Source organism: Azospirillum sp. TSO35-2 (assembly GCF_003116095.1).
In the GTDB taxonomy this organism is placed as follows: domain Bacteria; phylum Pseudomonadota; class Alphaproteobacteria; order Azospirillales; family Azospirillaceae; genus Azospirillum.
The window spans coordinates 422,712-445,299 of sequence record NZ_LGRA01000018.1; the positions used below are offsets into that span (position 1 = coordinate 422,712).

18 protein-coding genes and 1 pseudogene are annotated in these 22,588 nt (G+C 69.8%); 6 read left to right on the forward strand and 13 right to left on the reverse strand.

Translation table 11 applies throughout. The features are described from left to right. Nucleotides 1–4: 4 nt before the first annotated feature. From TSO352_RS12805 to TSO352_RS12845, 9 genes are all read right to left on the reverse strand, one after another. Nucleotides 5–907, reverse strand: coding sequence for an ABC transporter permease subunit (locus TSO352_RS12805; protein ID WP_109107709.1), 903 nt, complete (start codon nt 905–907; stop codon nt 5–7). Then, on the reverse strand, nt 904–1,971 hold the full coding sequence (locus TSO352_RS12810; RefSeq protein WP_109107710.1) for an ABC transporter ATP-binding protein: 1,068 nt from the start codon (nt 1,969–1,971) through the stop codon (nt 904–906). The genes TSO352_RS12805 and TSO352_RS12810 overlap by 4 nt, the downstream gene beginning before the upstream one ends. Nucleotides 1,972–2,060: 89 nt before the next feature. After that, nucleotides 2,061–3,251, reverse strand: coding sequence for an extracellular solute-binding protein (locus TSO352_RS12815; protein WP_109107711.1), 1,191 nt, complete (start codon nt 3,249–3,251; stop codon nt 2,061–2,063). A 406-nt stretch (nt 3,252–3,657) separates the two neighbouring features. Beyond that, nucleotides 3,658–5,283, reverse strand: coding sequence for a rhodanese-like domain-containing protein (locus tag TSO352_RS12820; RefSeq protein ID WP_109107712.1), 1,626 nt, complete (start codon nt 5,281–5,283; stop codon nt 3,658–3,660). Between the two features lie 13 nt (nt 5,284–5,296). Beyond that, nucleotides 5,297–5,929 carry a cysteine dioxygenase gene (locus tag TSO352_RS12825; protein WP_109107713.1) on the reverse strand — a complete coding sequence of 211 codons (633 nt, stop codon included), beginning with the start codon at nt 5,927–5,929 and terminating at the stop codon, nt 5,297–5,299. A gap of 11 nt (nt 5,930–5,940) precedes the next feature. Continuing rightward, nucleotides 5,941–6,723, reverse strand: coding sequence for an ABC transporter ATP-binding protein (locus TSO352_RS12830; protein WP_109107714.1), 783 nt, complete (start codon nt 6,721–6,723; stop codon nt 5,941–5,943). Further along, complete coding sequence (locus TSO352_RS12835; protein ID WP_109107715.1) at nt 6,717–7,769, reverse strand: ABC transporter permease subunit; 1,053 nt, start codon at nt 7,767–7,769, stop codon at nt 6,717–6,719. Before TSO352_RS12835 ends, TSO352_RS12830 begins: the two co-directional genes overlap by 7 nt. A 35-nt stretch (nt 7,770–7,804) precedes the next feature. After that, nucleotides 7,805–8,440, reverse strand: a complete 636-nt coding sequence (locus tag TSO352_RS12840; protein WP_109107716.1) for a malonic semialdehyde reductase — start codon at nt 8,438–8,440, stop codon at nt 7,805–7,807. Nucleotides 8,441–8,505: 65 nt separating this feature from the next. After that, nucleotides 8,506–8,685, reverse strand: a complete 180-nt coding sequence (locus TSO352_RS12845; protein WP_109107717.1) for a hypothetical protein — start codon at nt 8,683–8,685, stop codon at nt 8,506–8,508. Nucleotides 8,686–8,869: 184 nt separating this feature from the next. Between TSO352_RS12845 and TSO352_RS34265 the strand changes: the two are divergent. Beyond that, nucleotides 8,870–8,938 (forward strand): annotated as a pseudogene (locus TSO352_RS34265) (ATP-binding cassette domain-containing protein); the annotation flags it as partial. A 234-nt stretch (nt 8,939–9,172) separates the two neighbouring features. Here TSO352_RS34265 and TSO352_RS12855 read toward each other — a convergent pair. Then, on the reverse strand, nt 9,173–11,527 hold the full coding sequence (locus tag TSO352_RS12855) for a hypothetical protein (protein ID WP_109107718.1): 2,355 nt from the start codon (nt 11,525–11,527) through the stop codon (nt 9,173–9,175). Nucleotides 11,528–11,841: 314 nt separating this feature from the next. Between TSO352_RS12855 and TSO352_RS12860 the strand changes: the two genes are divergently transcribed. Then, nucleotides 11,842–12,639 carry a DUF3750 domain-containing protein gene (locus TSO352_RS12860; protein ID WP_199231590.1) on the forward strand — a complete coding sequence of 266 codons (798 nt, stop codon included), beginning with the start codon at nt 11,842–11,844 and terminating at the stop codon, nt 12,637–12,639. 18 nt (nt 12,640–12,657) lie between these two features. Here the strand turns inward: TSO352_RS12860 and TSO352_RS12865 are convergent, their stop codons facing one another. The 3 genes from TSO352_RS12865 to aceA form a co-directional block, all read right to left on the reverse strand. Further along, nucleotides 12,658–14,355: a methyl-accepting chemotaxis protein gene (locus TSO352_RS12865; RefSeq protein WP_109107719.1), complete on the reverse strand. Its 1,698-nt coding sequence runs from the start codon at nt 14,353–14,355 to the stop codon at nt 12,658–12,660. 230 nt (nt 14,356–14,585) lie between these two features. Next, nucleotides 14,586–15,167: a DJ-1/PfpI family protein gene (locus tag TSO352_RS12870; RefSeq protein ID WP_348770610.1), complete on the reverse strand. Its 582-nt coding sequence runs from the start codon at nt 15,165–15,167 to the stop codon at nt 14,586–14,588. Nucleotides 15,168–15,784: 617 nt separating this feature from the next. Continuing rightward, nucleotides 15,785–17,062: an isocitrate lyase gene (aceA, locus tag TSO352_RS12875; protein WP_109107721.1), complete on the reverse strand. Its 1,278-nt coding sequence runs from the start codon at nt 17,060–17,062 to the stop codon at nt 15,785–15,787. 289 nt (nt 17,063–17,351) lie between these two features. Here aceA and TSO352_RS12880 point away from each other — a divergent pair, with 289 nt between their 5' ends. From TSO352_RS12880 to TSO352_RS12895, 4 genes are all read left to right on the forward strand, one after another. Further along, nucleotides 17,352–18,794, forward strand: coding sequence for a short-chain fatty acyl-CoA regulator family protein (locus TSO352_RS12880; RefSeq protein ID WP_109107722.1), 1,443 nt, complete (start codon nt 17,352–17,354; stop codon nt 18,792–18,794). Nucleotides 18,795–19,032: 238 nt separating this feature from the next. Then, nucleotides 19,033–19,806: a ferredoxin--NADP reductase gene (locus TSO352_RS12885; RefSeq protein WP_109107723.1), complete on the forward strand. Its 774-nt coding sequence runs from the start codon at nt 19,033–19,035 to the stop codon at nt 19,804–19,806. Between the two features lie 253 nt (nt 19,807–20,059). Next, on the forward strand, nt 20,060–21,841 hold the full coding sequence (locus TSO352_RS12890) for a glycosyl hydrolase family 17 protein (protein WP_109107724.1): 1,782 nt from the start codon (nt 20,060–20,062) through the stop codon (nt 21,839–21,841). A gap of 64 nt (nt 21,842–21,905) precedes the next feature. Next, nucleotides 21,906–22,532 carry a LysE family translocator gene (locus tag TSO352_RS12895; RefSeq protein WP_109107725.1) on the forward strand — a complete coding sequence of 209 codons (627 nt, stop codon included), beginning with the start codon at nt 21,906–21,908 and terminating at the stop codon, nt 22,530–22,532. The last annotated feature ends 56 nt before the right edge of the window (nt 22,533–22,588 follow it).

A 22,588-nucleotide genomic window follows, 5' to 3' on the forward strand; every position in this document is an offset into this window, starting at 1 on the left:
CCCTTCAGCCTTTGGCGCCCGCGGCGGGGCCGCGGTAGAACAGTGACCGGCAGCCCAGGGCCGCCACCACCACCAGCAACTGCACCGCCCCCATGATCATCGCGATGGCCGACGCCATGGAGTAGTCGTACTCCTCGAACGCGGCCTGGTAGGCGGCGATGGAGATGACGCGCGTGGCGTTGGCGGGATCGCCGACCAGCACCGCCGACGGCAGGACCGAATAGGCCTGGACGAAGGACAGGCAGAAGGTGATGGCGAGGCCCGGCACCAGCAGGGGCAGGAAAATCTCACGGAAGCGGGCGGCCGGCCCGGCCCCCAGCGTCGCCGCCGCGTTCTCCAGCGACGGGTCGATGCCGGTGACGTAGGACAGCGTCAGCAGGAAGGTGAAGGGGAAGCCGGTCAGCACCAGCGAGATGAAGACGCCCCAATAGCCGTTCAGCACCGACACCGGGGTGGACAGCAGCCCGACCGCCATCAGGGCCCGGTTGAACCAGCCCTGCGGCCCGAAATAGAACAGCATGCCCTCCGCGACCAGCACGGTGCCCAGCGTGATCGGCAACACCAGCAGCGTGGTCAGCAGCCGCTGCCGGCGCAACAGCCGCACCCGGAAGGCGATGGGGATGGCGATCAGCAGGTTCAGCAGCGTCACCGGGAAGGCCAGCCGCAGCGTCTTGACGATGGTGCCGTAGAGGAAGGGTTCGCTGAAGAACCGGACGTAGTTGCCGAACAGCGATCCGTCCTTGGGCTCGAAGGACAGCACCAGCCCGTAGAGGAACGGGTAGATGAACAGCCCGAGGATCAGCGCCACGCAGGGCAGCACCAGCAGGGTGGCCCCGTCGAGGCCGCGGGCGGCCAGCCGCTGGCGCAGGGTCGGCCCTTCGGCGCGGCGTTCGATGACCGCGCTCATCGCGCGTCCCCGAACACCAGCACGCGGTCGGCGTCGGCGCCGAGCCGGATGGTGGCCCCCCGTTCCAGCGGGCGGGGGGAGGCGAAATGCAGCTCGGTCCCCGACGCGGTGACGCCGACGCCGTGAAAGCCGCGCCCGCGGTATTCCACCGCCTCCACCCGCACCGGAATGCCCTGGCCATCGTCGGTCGGCCCCAGGTCGTCGGGGCGGATCGCGGCGACGGCGGCCTTGCCGGGCATCGCTGCGCGCATCCGGCCACGGATCACCGTGCCTTCGATGTCGAGCAGGGCGTCCTCGCCCTCCATCCCGACCAGTTGCCCGTCGACCCGGTTGCGGAAGCCCATGAAATCGGCGACGTCGAGGTGGGCCGGCAGGGCGTACAGCTCCGCCGGGGTGCCGACCTGCCGGATGGCGCCGTCGCGCAGCACCACGATGCGGTCGGCCAGCGACAGGGCTTCCTCCTGGTCGTGGGTGACATAGACGGTGGTCGAGCCGAGCGACTGGTGGATGCGGCGGATTTCCTGCCGCATCTCCAGCCGCAGCTTGGCGTCCAGGTTGGACAGCGGTTCGTCCATCAGCACCAGCGGCGGTTCGACCACGATGGCGCGGGCGATGGCGACGCGCTGCTGCTGGCCGCCGGACAGCTGGCCGGGCAGCTTTTCCGCCTGGGATTCCAGGCGCACCGCCGCCAGCGCCGCGTCGACGCGCTTGTCCAGCTCCGGCTTCGGCACGCCCCGCATGCGCAGGCCGAAGCCGATGTTGCGGCGTACGGTCATGTGCGGGAACAGGGCGTAGTTCTGGAACACCATGCCGAAGCCGCGCTCTTCCGGCCGCAGGGTGTCGACCCGGCGGTCGTCCAGCATGATGCGCCCGCCGCTGACCGGCAGCAGGCCGGCGATGCAGTTCAGCGCCGTGGTCTTGCCGCAGCCCGAGGGGCCGAGCAGGGCGATGAACTCGCCGCGCTCGATGGTCAGGTCCAGCCCCTTCAGCGCGGTGAAGGCGTCGAACTCGCGCCTCACGCCCTGAAGGTGCAGCTGTTTGAAGGTGGTGCGTCCGACGGTCATTCCAGGGGCTCGTGGCTGAATGTGGCGCTGTCATCCGAAGCCCTTCTCCCGCAGGGGAGAGAAGGGCTGCTATCAGGATCGGGTGCGCGTCACTTGCCCTTGCGCGCCCCGATCTCCTCGTCCCAGCGGCGGAAGGCCTGGACCAGCTTGTCGGCGGCCAGCGGCAGCTCGATGGGCGTGTCGGCGATCAGCTTTTCGTACATCGGGCGGCCGAATTCGGCGATGGCGGCCTGGCTTTCCGGCGGAGCCATCGCCAGCGTCACCCCCTTCACCGCCGGGCCGGGGTAGAAATAGCCGTCGTCATAGGTGTAGGCCTGCTGCGCCGGGGTCAGCAGATGGTTCATCAGGTCGAGCAGGACGGCCAGCTTCTCGGTCGACACGCCCCGGGGGACGCACATGTAGTGGGCGTCGGCGACCCAGCGGAAATTCTCCACCGCGAAGACCTCGGCCGATTTCGGCACCACGCCCAGCACCCGGGGGTTGATATCCCAGCCGGTGGTCGAGACGATGATGTCGAGCGAGCCTTCGCCCAGCGCCTTCATCGTCGGGGTGGTGCCGGCGGGATAGGCCTCGATGGTTTCGCCCAGCTCACGCAGATAGGCCCAGGTCTTTTCCCAGCCGTTGACCGGGTCCTTCGGGTCCTTGTCGCCCAGGATGTAGGGCAGCCCCATCAGGAAGGTGCGGCCGGGGCCGGAATTGGCCGGGCGGGCGTAGCCGAAGCGTTTCGGGTTGGCCTTGGCCCAGGCCAGCAGCTCCGCCGCCGTCTTCGGCACCTGCTTCACCCGTTCCGGCGCGTATTCGAACAGCGGGCCGGAGGGGTAGTAGGTGACGACCACGCCCTGGCCCTCGGCAAGGCCCTGCATGCGGGCGGCCGGCTCCTGGTAGATGTCGGACAGCTTGGGCAGGTCGGCGGCGCGGTCGGGCAGCAGGTTGACCCACAGCTTCTGGTCGATGCCGGCCGACAGCACGTCGGTGCCGGTCAGCACCAGGTCGATGTCCACCCGGTTGGCGTCCTGCTGCGCCTTCAGCTTGCCCGGAAGCTCCGGCGCCGGGGCCTTGGAGAAGACGATGCGCGAGACCCAGTCGGGCTTCGCCTTGCGGTAGTTCTCGATGGCCTTCTGGGTCAGCGCCAGATTGCCGGCGACGTCCACCACGTTCAGTGTGACCGGGCTGGCCGGCTTCGACAGCGCCGCGAACACCGGCCGGCCGGACGCCAGCAGACCGGCCGTCCCGGCGGAGGCGGCGAGGAATCCGCGGCGTGACATCCCGTGGTCGATCATCAGCTTTCCTCCCATTTTTTAAGGCTTTTCCACCCGCAACCGGCATGCGGGACGTGACCGGCGCACCGCGGCCCGGCCGCCCCCCACAGGCAAGATCGTGGATCGCACGGATAATTCGCGATCTGTTTGAATGCTAGTATGGCAGTTAAGGCACTGCAAGCGGAAACCTGTACGGAAGCCTGCTGCCGCGGGGCTTCGTCATGCCGCCGGGGTGGGCCGGCGACCGCGGCCATCCGCGGCCATCGTGCCCACCCCCAGCTTCAAGAAACGGAGGCGTCCTACGGAGTGTTGCCGCGTCGGCAGGCCGGCGGCCAGAAGCAGGGCGGCCCGGCGACATGGTGCAGAAAGGCGGACAAGGCGATGGTCATGGCGTGTCCAACAGGTCGAGGCGCGGAGGGGCCGGGGATCACAGGACGCGGAAGCGGTGGGCGCCGTCGCGCGTCAACTGGGCGACCAGCTCAAGCTCCCAGTCGATGTAGCCCTGCATGGCGGCGGCGCCGTTGTCGGTCCCCTCATAGGGGCGCTTGTAGACGTCGTCCGGCTCCGGCCCCAGCCGATCGAGATCGCGGCTGAGCGGCAGGCCGGCTTCCACCCAGCCCCTGGTGCCGCCCTCCAGCAGCAGCGGCCGCCGGCCGGCGGGGAAATCGGCGACGGCGTAGCGAGTCAGCGTGCCGTCGCCGCAGGTTAGCACCGGCCGCACCCCCTCGGGCAGTCGGGCGACCGCCTCGGCCAGCCGGGCGCGGGTCGAGAACCAGGCGCCGGGGATGTGGCCGGCGCGGTAGCGCGGGCTGCGGGTGATGTCGATCACCGCCGCCGCGCCGGCCTCCAGCAGGGCCAGCAGGTCGCGCGGCGCGACGGTCTCCGCCGTCCCCTCGGGCACCGGCGGCAGGCGGCGGCGGTCGGGGCCGCTCTCGGTTCCCAGCGCCGCGACGTCGCCCTCCAGCACATGCACCTCCCAGCCGAGCTGGGCGAGCCAGGAGGCGGTCATGTCGGCGCGCGGCCCACCGCCGCCGGCCGGATCGTCGGCCAGAACGATGCGGGCGCCGCGCACCGCGACATACTCGTCGGTCGCCTGCACCAGTTGCCCGCCGGCGGCGTGGCGGAAGCCCGGCAGGTGGCCGGCCTCATACTCCTCCGGGGTGCGGACATCGAGCGTGTGCAGGGTGCGGTGTTGGTCGGCCCGGAAGGCGTCGAGTCCGCGGGTGTTGATGCGGCCCACCCCGGCGCGGTCGGCCACGGCGCGCGCCGCCTTGCGGCCGGCCGCGTCGCCCTCCGGCGACAGCCGGTCGGGGAAGCGGCCGTCGCGGCCGTGGTCCAGCGTCAGCCCGGCCAGCGTCCAGCCGATGGTGCCGTTGCGCAGCGCCGCCACCCGGTTGGGGATGCCGGCGTTGACCAGCGACTGGGTGCCGATGATCGACCGCGTGCGGCCGGCGCAGTTGACGATCACCAGCGTGTCGGGATTGGGGGCGATGTCGTGGACCCGCTTGACCAGCTCCGCCCCCGGCACGCTGATGCCGCCGGGGATCGACATGGTGCGGTACTCATCGAACCGGCGGGCGTCGAGGATGACCAGATTGGCCTTGGCGTCGATCAGCGCCTTGACCTCCGCCGCCGGCAGCGACGGCGTGTGGCGGTGATGCTCCACCCACTCGCCGAACGCCTTGCTGGGGACGTTGACGTCGCGATAGACCTCGAAACCGGCGGCGATCCAGCCGGCCAGCCCGCCCTCCAGCAGTGTCACGTCGCCGTAGCCCAGCGCCTGCAGCCGCCGGGCCGCCGGTTCGGCGTAGCCCTCGCCATCGTCGTAGACGGTGATCGGCGCGCTGCGGCGCGGCAGCAGGTCGTAGGCCAGCAGCTCCACCCGGCTGAATGGGACGGAGACGGCGAACAGCGGGTGGGCCAGCGAGTAGGGACCTTCCTCGCGGGCGTCGAGCAAGGCGACCTCCTCGCCCGCGATCCAGGCGCGGCGGATGTCGGCCGGGCTGCGGGTGGCGAGTGGTGCGTCGGCAAACAGCGTATCGGCAGCGGTCATAAAGGGGATCTCCTCAGGCGGCTTGGGACGCCGCGTGCGAGCGGTCCCACAGGTTGGGCAAGGCCGTGTTGGCGTAGCCGGAAATGAAGGGTTTGGGTTGGCCGGTCAACGGGTCGAAGACGGAGCGGCGGATGGCGCCGATGTTGCCGCCATAGACATGGATGCTGATCGACGGCCGGTCGGGCAGCGCGTTGGCGATGGCGTGGACGTCGCCGATGCGGGGAGACACCGCCTCCACCGATCCCGCCGCCAGGATGTCCGGCGGGTGGGCGACCGGCGGGCCGCCGTCCGGCTGCAGGTCGTAGCGTTGCGAGCGCTCCGCCCCGCGCAGCACGCCGACGAGGCCCCAGACGGTGTGGTCGTGGATCGGCGTCCGCTGCCCCGGTCCCCAGACGAAGCTGACGACGGAAAAGCGCTCGTGGGGGTCGCAATGCAGAAGATACTGGCGGTAGCGCTCCGGGTCGGGCTCCGCGTAGGCGTCGGGCAGCCAGTCGTCCTCGGCGATCAGGCCGGCCAGCAGGAGGCGGCCGGCGTCGAGCAGGGCGGGCTCGTCGCCGCCCTGCCGTTCGACCAGCCGGGTGAAATCGGCGATGAAACCGCGCAGGCGGGACAGGTTGGGCGTCTCAGCGGACGCTGTGGCGGTCATGGCGGGTGTCCTCACCAGGTTTCGGCCAGGCCGAGCAGTTCGAGAATCCGGTGGCGCAACTCGGTCAGCACTGGGTCGCCGCGATGGCGGGGATAGGGGCGGTCGATGGTCAGGTCGGCGGTGATGCGGGCCGGACGTTCGCTGAACACGATCACCCGGGTTGCCATGAACAGCGCCTCCTCGATGTCGTGGGTGACGAGAAGCCCGGTGAAGCCCTTGCTGCGCCACAGCTCGACCAGCTCGCTCTGCATCGCCAGCCGGGTCAGGCTGTCCAGCTTGCCCAGCGGTTCGTCCAGCACCAGCAGGCGCGGGTCGTTGACCAGCGCGCGGGCCAGCGCCGCGCGCTGCGCCATGCCGCCGGAGAGCTGGTGCGGGTAGGCCCTGGCGAAGCCGGACAGGCCGACCAGATCCAGCGCTTGCTCCACCCGGTGGCCGTGGCTGCGCAGCAAACCACGCGCCTCCAGCCCCAGCGTCACATTCTCCCGCACGGTGCGCCAGGGGTAGAGCGTCGGGTCCTGGAACACCACGACCCGCGAGGGATCGGGGCCGCCGATCGGCCGGCCGTCGGCGAAGATGCTGCCCCGGCTGGGCGGCTCCAGCCCGGCGATCAGCCGCAGCAGGGTGGATTTGCCGCAGCCCGACGGCCCCAGCAGCGCCACCAGCTCGCCCGGCTCCACCCGCAGATCGACGCCATCCAGCACCGGCAGCGGGGCGCCGTGCAATTCGAAGCCGTGGCTGACCACCTGAACGTCGATGGTCATGCCGGCGGTGTCGGTGGTTTCCAGCGCTACCATTTCAGCATTCCCCTCTGCCAGGCCAGCAGGCGGTCGCGGACGCGGAACAGCAGCGTCACCAGACCGGAACAGACCAACGCCATCACCAGCAGCGCGGCGTACATGTTGCCGTAGGCGGCCCAGCCCTGGGCCCATTGCAGGTACCAGCCGATGCCCGACTTCACGCCCAGCATCTCCGCCACCACCAGCACGGCGAAGGAGGCGCCGAGCCCCATGAACAGCCCGACGAAGACATGCGGCATCGCCGCCGGCACCGCCACCTTCAACACCAGGAAGCGGGGGGAGGCACCCAGCGTGCGGGCGATGTCGTAGAAGGCGCTGTTGACCCCCGCCACCCCCGACCAGGTCAGGATCGTCACCGGCACCCCGGTCGCCAGCGCGATCAGGAAGACGCTGGCGCTCCAACTGCTGGGGAAGGCGAAGAAGGCGATGGGCAGCCACGCGGTGGCCGGCAGCGGCCCGATCAGCCGCAGCACCGGATGCACCCAATAGCCGACCGCCCGCGACCAGCCGATGGCGACGCCGGTCACCACCCCCAGAACCGCCCCGATGGCGTAGCCGGTGACCAGCAGCGTCAGCGACGCGGCGAGGCAATCGAGCAGGCGCGGCCAGTCGTCGAGATAGACCTCCAGCAGCGCCTGCGGCGGCGCGAAGAAGGGGCGCGGCAGCAGGTTCAGCTTGGCGGTCAGGATCTCCCAGCCGATCAGGCCGATGGCCAGCACGATCAGCCAGGGCACCGCCGCCGACAGCCGGCCGGCAGCCCCCTTGAGGCGACCGCCCGCGGTCTGGCGGGCGCGTCCCGCCAGCGGCGCGGCGAAGGCCAGGACGCCGCCGGCCACCGCCAGCAGGCTGGCGAACTCGCCCGTCCGCTCCCACTCGTCGGCGTCGGCCCACAGCGCGGTCACCGCCGCGGCGATGAACCACAGCAGCGATGCGGTGCCGAGGCGCGACCACTCTTTTGGCCAGCCCCGTGGCGCGGACCGGCCGGATGGCCGAGCCTCCCCATTGACCGCCGGCAGTCCGGCGGCCGTGTCGTTCACGCTCATGACCTCTCTCCCCGTCGGCTGGGCCGAACGTGCGATTACAGGATGACGACGGCCTTGGCGGCATCCAGGCGCGGTGCGCGGGGATGGGCGGACGGGCCGTCGGCGTGGCCGAGCGCCACCAGCAGGTTGGTGCGCAGTCGGCCGTCGGCGAAGAACTCGCGGTCGACCGCGTCGGCGTCGAACCCCGACATCGGCCCGGCATCCAGCCCCAGCAGCCGGGCGGCCAGGATCAGGTAGCCGGCCTGGAGCGAGCCGTTGCGGAACGCGGTGGTCTCCGCCAGCTCCGGCGCGTCGACGAACAGCGCCGACGGGTCGTAGCGCGGGCTCAAGGTCGGCAGATGCTCGAAGAAGACGCGGTCGTAGGCAACGACGGCGATGGCGCCGGCCGTCAGCTTGGACTGGTTGCCACGACTCAGCGCCGGGGCCAGCCGTTGCTTGGCCTCCGGCGTGGTCAGGAAGACGAAGCGGGCCGGGGCGCCGTTGAAGGCGGTGGGGCCAAGCCGGACCAGATCATAGAGCCGGTGCAGCGTCTCGACCGGCACCGGCCGGTCCGACCAGGATTGCGGCGTGCGGGCGTTCAGGAACAGCCGCTCCGCCGCCTCCCTCAGGTCGGGCGACAGGAGGTCGGCCAGATCGGCGGGGTGAGGGACGGAAGCATGGGTGTCCGGCATCGTGTGGGTCTCCGTCGGGAACAGGGATCAGGACCAGACCTGCGCACAGGCGGCGGCCAACGCGCTCAGCGCCACGCCGATAGGAGCGGCAGCAGGCTCGCCGCGACGAGCCCAAGGCCGATCAGCGTCGCAACGCCGGCGCGATGATCGGCGTCGGTGTCGTCCTCCGGCGGCAGCAGCAGTCCGACCGCCGACGGGGTCAGTGAGGCCATCATCATCCGGTCCAGCTCATCCGATCGGCACATGTCACGCTCCTGCCTGTTTGGGGTGGGGAGAGGTCGTCCGGCCCGTCGCGATTAAACACCAGATCGATCTGTTGTTTAATCAGTATTTCCTATAGGAAAATAGGATTTAAGAGCGGCGTCAAGTGTTAGCTTCGATCCTGCCGATAGGCGCGGAGAAGGAACTGGGTCTGACGTCCACCCGCACATGCTGTCGGGCGGCATGAAGCGGCGCGTCGCCATTGCCCGCGCCATGGCGACGAAGCCAGACGTCCTGTCGATGGACAAGACCGTCGCGACGCTTGACGCGCCGACCCGGCGCAGGGCGCTGATCCCTATGGCCAGCGATGCTGACGCCGGGCTGCGCGCCCTTCCTGCTGGACTTCGTCGCCAGCGCCGCCGCCTCGTCATCGTCCCGATGCTGCGACGCGCGCACTGGAGCAAATCCTTCCCTGCCGCGGGAAGAACGTCCTGCCGGAGCCGCGCGACGGGCACGGCCCCGGTGTCCCGCTTACGGTGTCAGGAACAGCGCCGACGTCCACACCCGCGACTGGTCGCGCTGGCGGGCGGTGAGGAACAGCGGGTGCTCGCGGCCGGCGGCGAGCCCGAGACCGGCCAGCGGGATGCGCCCGGCCACGTCGCGGGGCAGCGGCGCTTCGGTGATCCGCTCCACCGTCACCTCCAACTCGGTGCCGGGAAGGGTCCGGGTGACGCGCCCGGCCAGCGGCCCGCTATCGTCCAGCAGGGCATCGCCGTCGATCTCCAGCACCGCTTCCGGCGCGTGCGGGTTGGGCGGTGGCGTCAGCGGGTTGCCGACCTTGACGTAGGTGCCGATCTCGAGATGCACCCGGATGCGGGCGCCCGCCAGTTGCGACAGCGTCAGCTCGACGCTGTCGGTGTCGCCGTGGGTGACGGTGCGGATGGCGACGGTGGTGGCGTCCCGGCGCCAGCAGCCCTGTTCCGGATGGTCGAAGCCGAAGGCATCGACACGCTGCACGGCGGCGCCGGTGATGGTGACGCCGCCGCTCCAATAGGCGCCGCGATAGCGGTCCCTGATGCGGGCGCCGCCCAGCCGCAAGCGGATCCGCCGGTCCGACAGCCCCAGCTCGCGGTGCAGGTCGCGTTCCCAGACGATCCGGTCGCCATCGAACAGGCGCAAGCTTTCCCAGCCGCGGTCGCCGAGCAGGCGGTAGTCGAGCGCGTCCTCCGCCGCCGCGGCGGTCACCACCTCGCCCATCCAGCGGTCGCCCAGCCGCAGGGTGGCCACGCTGTGCTCGCCGGTGGTGGCGAAGGTGCGACGCGCCCGCAGCGCCTGGCCAACCGTCGCGCGGTCGGCACGGTCGGCCAGCACGCCGGTCAGCCCGCCGCGCGAGCCGAAGACCGCCGTCGCCGGCGCGCCGCCGCCGCAGCGCCCCTGATGCTCGTCGCTGCTGGCCGAGGCGCCGAGGCGGTAGCCGCGGGCCAGCGCCTCGGCGTAGACCCAGTGGAACTGGCCCCAGGCGGAGCCGATCTCGATCAACCGTTCCAGCTCCGGATGGTGCCAATCGAGGTTGCAGCGGCGGCCACCGACATGGGGGATCAGCAGATGGCCCTCCGGATCGTCCTGGTAGGCGGCGTAGAGATCGTCGAGCGGCCAGGCGCCGGGGCGCAGCGCGCCACGCGTCGACTCGTTCCATTCGAAGGAGCGCACCGGCTGCCCGCGCCCGTCGGTGGGGAATTGCGGCTGGCCGTCGCGCAGGAAGATCACGTTGTGGTCGCCGCCTGCCGCGGAGTTGCCGCACCACTCGGTTCCCGGATAGCAGACGAAGCGCTCCGGCTCATTGAAGCGGTCGATCAGCGCCACCGCCTCGGTCCAGGCGCGCTCCGTCACGTTGAAGTCGTTGGCGGTGTAGCCCAGCACGTCCAGCCCGGCGACGTCGCGGCCGTAGGACAGGTTGTAGGCGGTGTCGTTGGTGCCGACCGTGTCGTTGGAATGGACGTGCAGGTCGGCGTAGAGCGTGCGCGGCACCCCGTCCTCCACGGTGACGAAGGCGTCGGCGGCGGCGAGGCCGGGCGCCGTCGCCTCCACCCGCCATTCGCCGGGGGTGAGGTCGAACGCCTCGCGGCGGACGGTCCAGCCGTTGGCCTGGGGGTCGGGCGACAGGGTGATGGCGCGCTCCGTCGTGCCGGTCGGACCGGTCAGGGTCAGCGTGGCGTCGATCGAGGTGTCGGTGCAGCAGTTGCCCCAGGCGTCGTCGGCGCGCAGTACGACCTCCGCCCGGCCGGGGGCGATCAGGCGCGGCGCCACCAGACGCAGCGCGGCCGGCGCGCCCGGCACGATGTCCAGCACGCAGTCGCCCGGCACCTCGGCGTATTTCTGGCTGCCGAGCGGGTCGATGAAGACGCGGAAGCGGAAGCCCTGCTCGACGAAGGTCTGCACGCGGGTGCCCGGGCCGCCCTGGCGCCGGTCGCCCAACCGGATCGCGATGCGGTCGCCGGGGTTGAGATAGCCGTCGATCACGTCGATGATGATCGCCTTCTGGTAGGGCCGCTCATGGCCTTTCTGGTCGAAGCGCACCTTCAGCGCCTGCACCGTCGCCGGGCTCTGTCCCGGCACCAGCGGCCCGGCCTCATACTCCGCCGAGACGTAGTTGGCGGCGGTGGGGTCGCTGGTCTGGAACAGCGCCCAATCCGAATAGAACTTCATCGCCAGCTTGATGCCGGCCCCGTCGGCCAGCCCCGAGGCGCCGACGTCGTAGACCAACTCCAGCTCGGTCCATTCGCCAGCCACCAGCCCGCGGCGGGTGCAGCGGGTCGAGCCGAGGAAGGGGCGCGCCTTGTTGCGTTCGTAAAGCCCGATCGGGGCGGTATGGCCAGGGATGGTCACGGGACGGGATCCTTCGGAAAGAGGAACGCGGCGCCGGTTCAGGCCGAGGCGGGGTTATTAAACAAATCAGCCTTGTAGGTGCCTGAAAATCAGCGGCGCCAGAGTGATAATACAATATAATACATATTGGGCAACAAGGGACAAGCCGGGGAACGGTCGTTCTCTTCCGTCATTGTCCGGACGTTGGCCGCCGGGGGCTCCGGGGGCGCCCATAAGGCGTGGGTGGTGGAACGTAGGCTCTGAGGCACCCATCTTACGGCGGCCCCATCAACCGGCATGCCGCAGCGCGTCCGGACGAAGCGAGAGAGAATGCCGTGACGGTGCTGTTGTCGTGTCTGCTGGTGCTGGTCCTGCTGCTCGCCGGGCCGGCCTTCGTGATCGTGTCCGGCACCGCGTCGACGGGCGTCGACTGGACCAGGGCCGACCGGACGCCGGTCGGTCTGGCGCCCGACCCGGCCGCAACACCGGAGGCGGTGGTGCAGGTCTACGCCGCGCGCGCCCTGTCGTGGCGCGGCGCCTTTGGCGTGCATCCCTGGTTCGCCGTGAAGCCGGCGGGGGCGCGGGCCTACACCGTGTATGAGGTGATCGGTTGGCGGCTCTATCGCGGCTTGCCGGTGGTGTCGGTCAGCCAGCGGGCGCCGGACGGGCGTTGGTTCGGCTCTGCGCCGACGGTGCTGGCGGAACTGCGCGGCGCCGCGGCGGCGGCGGCCATCCCCAAGATCGCGGCGGCCGCCGGCCGCTATCCCTACGCCGGGGAATATCGGGTGTGGCCCGGCCCCAACAGCAACACCTTCGCCGCCTGGGTAGGGCGCGCCGTGCCGGAACTGCGGCTCGACCTGCCGTCGACGGCGCTGGGCAAGGACTATCTGGGGGCCGGCCTGGTTGCACGGGCGCCGAGCGGCACCGGCTGGCAGGTCAGCCTGTTCGGCATCGCCGGCCTGCTGCTGGCGTCGGAGGAGGGGGTGGAGGTCAACCTGCTCGGCCTGACGGTCGGCATCGACCCGCTCGACCTTGCGGTCAAGCTGCCGGGGATCGGCCGCCTTGCCTTGCGCGCGGCAGCCCCACCCCCGGTCCCCACCGTGGGCGAGGCCGCGCCGCCAAGCGGTCCCTGACGGCGCGGCCGATCCGGGTCAGGCGGCGCGGATTTCCGCCAGGAAGGCGTCGACCTCCTGCTTCAGCCGGGTCGCCTGGGCGGCCAGCGTGTCGGCCGACCGCTTCACGTTCTGGGTCGCGACGCCGGTTTCACGCTCCGCCCGCTGGATGTCGACGACGTTGCGCGACACCTCGGTGGTGCCGATCGCCGCCTGCTGGGCGTTGCGGCTGATCTCGGTGGTGGCGGCGCTCTGCTGCTCCACCGAGGTCGCCATCTCGGCGGTCGACTGGGTGATGTCCCCGACCTGGCCGATGATGCCGCGCATCGCCTCGACCGTCCGGCCGGAGGCGGCCTTCACCGCGCCGATCTGCTGGCCGATCTGCTCGGTCATCGCATGGGTCTGGTTGGCGAGGTTCTTGACTTCGCTCGCCACCACGGCGAAGCCCTTGCCGGCCTCGCCGGCGCGCGCCGCCTCGATGGTGGCGTTCAGCGCCAGCAGGTTGGTCTGGCCGGCGATGCCGGAGATCATGTCGACCACCTTGCCGATCTCCTCCGCCGCCTCGGCCAGGCTGCCCATGACGGTGGTGCCGCGTTCGGCGTCGCGGGTGGCGGCGGCGGCGATCCCGGCGGAATCGGCGACCAGCCGGGAAATGCCGCCGAAGCTGGCCGACAGCTCCGCCGTGGCGGCGGCGACGCTGTCGACGTTGGCCGAGGCCCGACCGGCGGCGTCGGACACCGCGCCGGAATGGCGCGCCGTCTCGGCGGCGCCCCGCGCCATCGCGGTGGAGGCGTCGGCCATCTCGGCGGTGGAGGCGGCCAGCGCCTCGACCAGCCGCTTGACCGTCGCCTCGAAACCGTCGGCGAGACCGCGCAGTTCGCGGCGACGCTCCTCGGCGGCGGCGGCCTTCAGCCGCTCCTGCTCCTGCTGCAGCCGTTCGGTGTCCAGCATGGTGTCGCGGAACACCCGCGCCGCGGTCGCCATCCGGCCGATCTCGTCGCGGCGGCCCTCGTCGAAGCTGGCGGAGAAGTCGCGGGCGGCGAGCCGTTCCAGCGCCGAGGCGACGGTCAGGATCGGGCGGGAGATGCCGCGGACCAGCGCCGCGCCGAAGCCCAGCGCCAGCAGCGTGCACAGCGTCACCGCGGCCAGCACCATGGTGTGGGCGTTGCGGTAGACCTCCGCCCCCTGGTCGGCGACGGCGCCGGCATCGGCCATCGTCCCGTCCACCAGCGCGTCGAGCGCCTCCTGCACCGCGGCGAAGGCGACGGCGCTCGGGCGCTTGAAGACGCTGACCGCCGCTTGCGCCTGCCCGGCGCGGGCCGCCGTCCGCACCCGGTCGGCGGCGGCGGCGTAGGCGGTCCAGGCCTCGTCGAAGTGGGCAAGACGCTGGGCGCCCTCGCCGCCGGCGAAGCGGGCGGCGGCGGCCTCGCGCCGGGCGGACAGTTCGGCCGCGGCCTCGGTCCAGCCCTTTTCCGCTTGGTTGACCTGCATCTCGTTGGTGGCGAGCGCGTAGGCCGCCTCGGCGATGCGGTAGCTCTGCGCCGACGCCGTCAGGTGCCCGGCCAGTTGGGTGGCCGGCAACGACCGGCTGCGCATGGTTTCGGCGGCGCCGTTTAGGATTTCCAGCCGACTGAGCGTGAACATGCCGAAAGCGCCAGCCATCACGACGGTGCCAAGCACCGCGATGATGATCTTGGCGCGGATGGTGAGACGACCGAATGCTTGTATTTTAGCCATATTGCCCGCCCTCTCGCCCCGCCTGCCCACAGAGGGCACACCGCATTATCAGCGCATTGGACCCTCAATCTTATTAATCCGAATGTTTAAAATAATCAACGCGAAAGGCGAGTGGATTGGTGGGAGATCGCGCGGCGGGCGGAGGGGAGCAGGGAGCGAGACGCCAAAACGAAAACGGCCGCCGCACCCGACGGTGCGGCGGCCGTTTCGAGACCGGCTGAGGATGGAGATCAGGCGGCCTTGCGAACCGAACCCAGCTCGGTGAACAGCTTGACCACGGCTTCGACGAACTCGTTCAACTGGTCCTGGCCCAGGGCCGAAACCGTGATGTCGTCGACAACCAGCGCGTCTTCGCTGATCTTGCCGCCGGCGGCGGTCAGGTCGGCGCGGTAGGCTTCCGGGGCGGCCAGCAGGCGGCCACGCAGCTTGCCGGGAATGGCGAGCAGCTGGATGCCCTGGTCGATCGCGGCGATCGGCTTGCCGGCGTCCAGGAAATGGCCGACGATGCGGCGGGTGTGGGCCGACTGCTGCAGCTTCGCCACGCTGCGCTCACCGCCCGGCAGCAGCAGCATGTCGAAGTCGGCGCCCAGCGCCTCGCTCAGATGCTTGTCCACCGGGAAGTAATGGCCCCAGGACTTGCCGTGCCAGCCGTTGACCAGACCCGTCTCGGTGGAGATGGTGCGCAAGTTGGCCCCGGTCTTGATCAGGGCGCGTTGCGGCTCGGTCATCTCCGCTTCTTCAAAGCCGTTGGAGACGAGGATAGCAATAGACTTTCCTGCGAGCGATTGATCCATACTGTCATGTCCTTCCATTGTTTCGACCAAGGACGCCGGAGTATCTCCCCAGAAGAAATCCGGCCAGGAAATCGGGCCGGAGGGCATCTGGTGACGGAGAACCCGCCGGGGCAGGGGCGGAGCGGGGAATCGGTCATCGCCGCGCAACGGAATGCGCGGCGGCCAGTCCCGCCCGCCGGTGCCCTGAGATCGGGTGCCGGCGTTGAGGGACCTTTACGTCCCAGATCGGTTTGTTTTCAGCATGCGGACTTACTTGGTCCCGATGCGTTCCCAAGTCAACAAGGGATTCCGCGCCGCAACCAAGGCTGGACGGCGGAAACCGCCGGGCCACGGCTGGATGCAAGGGCAATTTTCCAGCCCCGCTCAAGACTTTCGGCCGAACCAGAGGCTACAATGGGTTGAGGTCGCGCAGGTCAGCCATACCATAGGGGCGGGGCTGCAACGGCGACTTACCACGGCGGCGCTCATCATAGGTCGCGATCCCGTCGCCGTCGATTCGGCACGCCGCGGAGCGGACACAAAAAAGCGGCCGGGGGGAAGGCCCCCGGCCGTCGGCAAGTCAAAGCATCAGCCGTTCGAAAAGATCCGGCTCGCACACCGGATCACGGACCAATCCCAATGATCGGAACCTGCGATCAATGGAACTGGTCAGCCTCGGTGGAGTCCTTGTAGGCGGTGGTGGACGACTGGCCGCCCGAGATCGCCGTGGCGACCGCGTCGAAGTAGCCGGTGCCGACCTCGCGCTGGTGCTTGGTGGCGGTGTAGCCGTCCTTCTCGGCCGCGAACTCGGCCTGCTGCAGTTCGGAGTAGGCGGCCATGCCGCGCTCGGCGTAGCCCTTGGCGAGCGTGAAGGCCGAGTAGTTCAGGCTGTGGAAGCCCGCCAGCGTGACGAACTGGAACTTGTAGCCCATGGCGCCCAGCTCGCGCTGGTACTTCGCGATGGTCGCGTCGTCCAGGTTGGCCTTCCAGTTGAAGGACGGCGAGCAGTTGTAGGCCAGCATCTTGCCCGGGAATTCCTTGTGGATCGCCTCGGCGAAGCGGCGGGCGTCGTCCAGGTTCGGCTTGGAGGTCTCCCACCACATCAGGTCCGAGTACGGCGCGTAGGACAGGCCGCGGGCGATGCAATGCTCGACGCCCAGGCCCTTCTTCAGGCGGTAGAAGCCCTCGGTGGTGCGGCCGCTGTCGAAGTCGATGAACGGGTGGTCACGCTCGTCGATGTCCGAGGTGATCAGCTGCGCCGACTCCGCGTCGGTGCGGGCGATGACCAGGGTCGAGGTGCCGCAGACGTCGGCGCCCAGGCGGGCGGCGTTCAGGGTGCGGATGTGCTGCTGCGTCGGGATCAGGACCTTGCCGCCGAGATGGCCGCACTTCTTTTCCGAGGCGAGCTGGTCTTCCCAGTGCACGCCGGCGGCGCCGGCCTTGATCATGGCCTTCATCAGCTCGAAGGCGTTCAGCGGGCCGCCGAAGCCGGCTTCCGCGTCGGCGATGATCGGCGCGAACCAGTAGGTGTCGCCCTTGCCCTCGGAGGTCTGGATCTCGTCGGCGCGCTTGAAGGTGTTGTTGATGCGCTCGACGACCGCCGGGACCGAGTTGACCGGATACAGGCTCTGGTCCGGGTACATCTGGCCGGCCGTGTTGGCGTCGCCGGCGACCTGCCAGCCCGACAGGTAGATCGCCTTCAGGCCGGCCTTGACCGCCTGCATCGCCTGGTTGCCGGTCAGCGCGCCCAGCGTGTTGATGTAGGGCTCGGTCTTCAGCAGCTCCCACAGGCGGCGCGCGCCCAGCTCGGCCAGCGTGTACTCGATCTTGACCGAACCGCTCAGACGCTTGACGTCGTCCATGGTGTAGTCGCGGCGGATGCCCTCGTAGCGGGCGGCGTGGATGGCGGTCTTGGTCTTTTCATCGAGCGACATGGGTCAGGTTCCTTTTGTCCGGTCACGCCCGGCGGGGCGATAAAGGGAGATCTCGGGGCGGGCCTTCTGTCGGTCCCGGCGGCCTTTTTGTGGGGTGCCAGTTCAGGGGCGCTCCGGACCGTCTGCGGGGCCGCTTGCGCTTTACAGCGCGGCCGTGGATCAAGAGTTAAACCTACCCTCTGTGCGTTGCAATAAGCCCTTGTTTGTAAAAAGGTCCGTTTGTAAACTGCCGTCCGAACAATCGTGTAAATCCGTAAATCTTGTAAATCGGCGAGGCGTCGTGGCGACCATGGAAAAGAAGGCGATGCTGGGTCCGAAGGTCCGCCGCCTGCGCCGCGACCACGGACTGACCCAGGCCCAGATGGCGGAGCAGCTCGGCATCTCCCCCAGCTACCTGAACCTGATCGAGCACAACCAGCGGCCGGTGACCGTGCCGCTGCTGCTGAAGCTGGGCCAGCAGTTCGGCGTCGACCTCCAGGCCTTCGCCGAGGACGAGGAGAGCCGTCTGGTCGCCGGCCTGCGCGAGGTGTTCGCCGACCCGCTGTTCGACGGCTCCGACATCAAGAACCAGGATTTCCGCGAGCTGGCGGCGGTGGCGCCGACGCTCGGGCAGGCGGTGGTGGCGCTCTACCGCGGCTTCCGCGGCGCCCGCGACGACCTCCAGGCGCTCGCCGAGCGGGTGGCCGACCGCGAGAAGCTGCATCTGGTGCAGAGCACCGGCTTTCCGCAGGACGAGGTGCGCGACCTGTTCCAGGCCCACTCCAACCATTTCCCCGAGCTGGAGCAGGCGGCGGAGGCGCTGTGGCAGGACGGCAAGCTGGAGCGCGGCGACCTCTACCGCGGGCTGGTCGACTGGCTGAACACCCAGCACAGCGTCCGCGTCCGCCTGCTGCCGTCGGAGGTGATGGGCTACGCCGTGCGCCGCTTCGACCGTCACAGCCGCCGGGTGCTGCTGTCGGAAATGCTGGCGCCGTCGGGCCGCAACTTCCAGCTCGCCTGCCAGATCGCGCTGCTGCGCCACCGCGACCTGCTGAACGGCATCGTCGACGCCGCCAACCTGTCGGGCGACGAGGCGCGGCGGCTGACCCGCATCGGGCTGGCCAACTATTTCGCCGCCGCGGTGATGATGCCCTACCAGCGTTTCCACGAGGCGGCGACCCAGGTCCGCTACGACATCGAGATCCTGCGCCGGCGCTTCGACGCCTCGTTCGAGCAGGTCTGCCAGCGCCTGACCACCCTGCACCGCAGCGGCGCCAAGGGCGTGCCCTTCTTCTTCATGCGGGTCGACAGCGCCGGCAACGTGTCGAAACGCTTTTCCGGCGCCGGCTTTCACTTCGCCCGCTTCGGCGGCGGCTGCCCGCGCTGGGTCGTCTACGAGGCGTTCCGCACCCCGGGAAAGATCCACAGCCAGATGGCGGAGATGCCGGACGGCACCGCCTATTTCTCGATCGCCCGCACCGTGGTGAAGGCCGGCGGCGGCCACCGCAGCCCGCCGCAGCAGTTCGCCATCGCGCTCGGCTGCGACGTCCAGCACGCGGCGCAAGTCACCTATGCGGACGGTTTCGACCTGTCCAACACCGCCGCGGCGACGCCGATCGGCGTGAACTGCCGGCTGTGCCCACGTCTCGACTGCTCGCAACGGGCGTTTCCGCCGCTGAATCACCGGCTTATCGTCGACGAGAACCTGCGCGGCCTGTCGCCCTACCTGTTTGCCCCACCCAGCGCGGAGTAGGCGGCGAATTGACCAAGGTCAATGTTGTACGGAATTGTTTGTGTTGATCTCCGCAAAGCCCGTCATTTGACTGGTATAAATCCGTGGCCTTTGGCCGGGTTTGTTGATAGGTTTCGGCCGTTGCGTCGCGGCAGCCCGCCTTGTGTCTCCGTGCATCAGGCCACCTGAACGCAGCGTCCCGGATATCGGCACTTAACGTCGCCAGGCAAGACTTGGCACCGCAGGTTTTGGAACGCCCATGAGCAACCTCATCAAGGAACGCGTGCTGACCGTCCACCACTGGACCGATACGCTGTTCAGCTTCACCACCACCCGCGATCCCTCGTTCCGCTTCCTGCCGGGGCAGTTCACCATGATCGGGCTGGAGGTCGAGGGCCGGCCGCTGCTGCGCGCCTACAGCCTCGTCAGCGCCCATTACGAGGAAACGCTGGAGTTCTTCAGCATCAAGGTGCAGGACGGCCCGCTGACCTCGCGCCTGCAGCACCTGAAGGAAGGCGACACCCTGCTGGTCAACCGCAAGGCGACCGGCACGCTGGTCACCGACAATTTGCTCCCCGGGCGGAACCTGTATCTGCTGAGCACCGGCACCGGCCTGGCGCCGTTCCTCAGCATCATCAAGGACCCGGAGATGTACGAGAAGTTCGACCGGGTGATCCTGACCCACGGCACCCGCACCGTGGCCGAACTGGCCTACGACGACCTGATCCAGCACAGCCTGCCGGAGAACGAGTTCTTCGGCGAGCAGGTCAAGGAAAAGCTGCTGTACTACCCGACCGTGACGCGCGAGCCGTTCCGCAACCAGGGCCGCCTGACCACGCTGATGGAAACCGGCAAGATGTTCGCCGACCTGGGCCTGCCGGATCTGGACGCCGAAAAGGACCGGGTGATGATCTGCGGCAGCCCCGCCATGCTGGCCGAGACCACCTCGATGATGGAGCGCCGCGGCTTCACCATGGGCACCAACGGCGAGCCGGGCGGCTTCGTCATCGAAAAGGCGTTCGTGGAGCGGTGAGGGGGGCTAACCCCACCGAATTTCGCCCTTTGGCGCCGGAATAAACTCCCCCTCCCGCCGGTTTACCGTTTCGTGACGCAAGGCACGTCACTCAATCCTTGACCGACCTGACGGGCGCGCCTCCCTCACCGGGGACGCGCCCATTTTCTTGGCCCATTTTCTTGGACGGCCGGGTGAATAAAAGCGCCGTCCGGGCTGTTGGTCCCCGGTCGCCGGTTCAAACCGTCAAGCCTTTGGTGTAGACATCCCGCCCATGCGCCTGATCCTCATCCTCGCCGCGATGCTCGTCGCCGGCCTCGCGAATCTCGCCGTCTGGTCCCTGCCGAACCGCCCGGTGCCGCTCGATCCGCCACCCGGCGGCAAGCTGCGCAGCGTGTCCTTCGCGCCCTTCCGCGACGGCCAGAGCCCGCTGACCCACGTCTTCCCGACCACGGAGCAGATCGAGGAGGACCTCGCCGCGCTCGCCCCGCAGGTCGCCGGCGTCCGCACCTACACGTCGCTGGAAGGGCTCCAGGTCGTGCCGGAGTTGGCACGCAAGCACGGGCTGACGGTCACCATGGGGGCGTGGCTGTCCTCCAAGCCCGACAAGAACGAGGCGGAGATCGCCTCGCTGGTCGATCTCGCCAACCGCTACCCCGACGTCATCACCCGCGTCATCGTCGGCAACGAGGTGCTGCTGCGCCGCGAGCTGACGCCGGAGCAGGTCGCCGGCTACATCGACCGCGTCAAGGCGGCGGTGAAACAGCCGGTGTCCTACGCCGACGTCTGGGAATGGTGGCTGAAATACCCGGAGATCGCCTCCCACGTCGATTACCTGACCATCCACCTGCTGCCCTATTGGGAGGATGTGCCGGCCGGCGTCGAGGGCGCGACGGAGCGCATCCGCCAGAGCTACCGCACCATCGCCCAGCGTTTCCCCGGCAAGCCGATCCTGGTCGGCGAAACCGGCTGGCCGACCGCCGGACGGTCGCGCGGCGCCGCGGTGCCCGGGCTGGTCAACAAGGCCAAGTTCGTCAACGCCTTCGTCCGCATGGCCGAGCAGGAAGGCTTCGACTACAACGTGATCGAGGCCTTCGACCAGGAATGGAAGGCCAAGCTGGAGGGCACGGTCGGCGGCCATTGGGGCCTCTACAACGCCGACCGCACGCCGAAATTCCGCCTTGCCGGCCCGGTGGTCGGCAACGTCGCCTGGCCGTGGCTGTTCGCGCTGTCCGGCGGCATCGCGCTGGTGCTGCTCGCCGGGATGGCGGCGCTCCGCCGCCACCTGCCGGGCACCGGCTGGGCCGCGCTGATCCTGCTGACCCAGGCGCTGTCGACCCTCTATGTCCGCGCCGCCTTCGTCGCCGCCCACGGCAAGCACTATTGGCAGGACACCGCGCTCTCCACCGGCATGCTGGCGCTGACCGCCGCCCTGTCGCTGGCGGTGCTGCTGACCGCCCACCGCACGCTGGCCAGCGGCGGGCTGGCGCGCGAGCCGCTGTCGGGCCTGCGCCACCCGCGCCCGGCCCTGACCCGCACCGAGCGGGTGGGACGCTGGACCGCCGTGGCGCTGGGCGTGGCGGCGCTGGTGTGGTCGCTGCTGATCGTCTTCGACGGCCGCTACCGCGACTTCCCCAACCCCTATCTGCTGATCCCTGCGGTGGCGCTGCCGGCGCTGGGGCTGATCCGCGTCGCCCGCCGGCCGGTCGGGGCGGCGCCGCGCGACGCGCTGGGCATCGCCGGCCTGTTCCGCCCGGCGGTGCCGGTCGCCGATACGCCGGCCCGATGCCTGTGCGGCGCCGTCCGCCGGCTGCCGGTCGAATCGGCGCTCGCCGGCGGCCTGCTGCTGGCGGCGCTGCTGACGGTGCTGGCCGAGGGCTTCGTTCCGCTCGAATCGCTGATCTACGGGCAGTTGCCGTTCCTGGACGCCCTGCACGAGGTCGACTGGAGCCGCCCGAACTGGGAGGCCCTGGGCTGGGCCGCCCTGCAGGTCCTGCTGGCGGTGCCGTTCCTGGCGGCGGTGTGGAGCGCGCGGCGCAAGGTTCGGCGCGCCTGACCCTTGCGCCACGGCCGGCGCTGTGGATTGATGGGCGGGTCCTGCCGAATCGGAGACCCGCTCCATGTCCGTCGAACTGTGGCTCGCCTTCGCCGCCGCCTCCGTCGTCATGCTGATGATCCCGGGGCCGACGGTGCTGATCGTCGTGTCCTACGCCCTGGGCCACGGCCGCCGCTCCGCCATGGCCACGGTGGCGGGGGTGGCGCTGGGCGACTTCACCGCGATGACCGCCTCGATGCTGGGGCTGGGCGTGCTGCTGTCGACCTCGGCGGCGCTGTTCACCGGGTTGAAATGGATCGGGGCGGCCTATCTCGCCTATCTCGGCCTCAAGCTGTGGCGGGCCCCGGTCACCACGGGCGACGCACCGGCCGACGACGCGGCCGTGCGGCCCTGGCGCATGATGCTGCACACCTACGCCGTCACCGCGCTGAACCCCAAGAGCATCGTCTTCTTCGTCGCCTTCCTGCCGCAGTTCCTCGACCCCGGTCGCCCGCTGGTCGAGCAGATGGCGGTGATGGAGGCGACCTTCCTGGTGCTGGCGACGCTGAACGCCACCGGCTACGCCCTGCTGGCCTCGGCCGCGCGGCGGGCGGTGCGCGCCCCGGCGGTGCAGCGCACGGTCAACCGGGTCGGCGGATCGCTGCTGATGGGCGCCGGCCTGCTGACCGTCGCCTGGAAGCGGACCGCCTGACGCCGGCGGGCCGAACCGCCACTCCCCCCGTTTTGTTGACAAAGCTGGCTGAATTC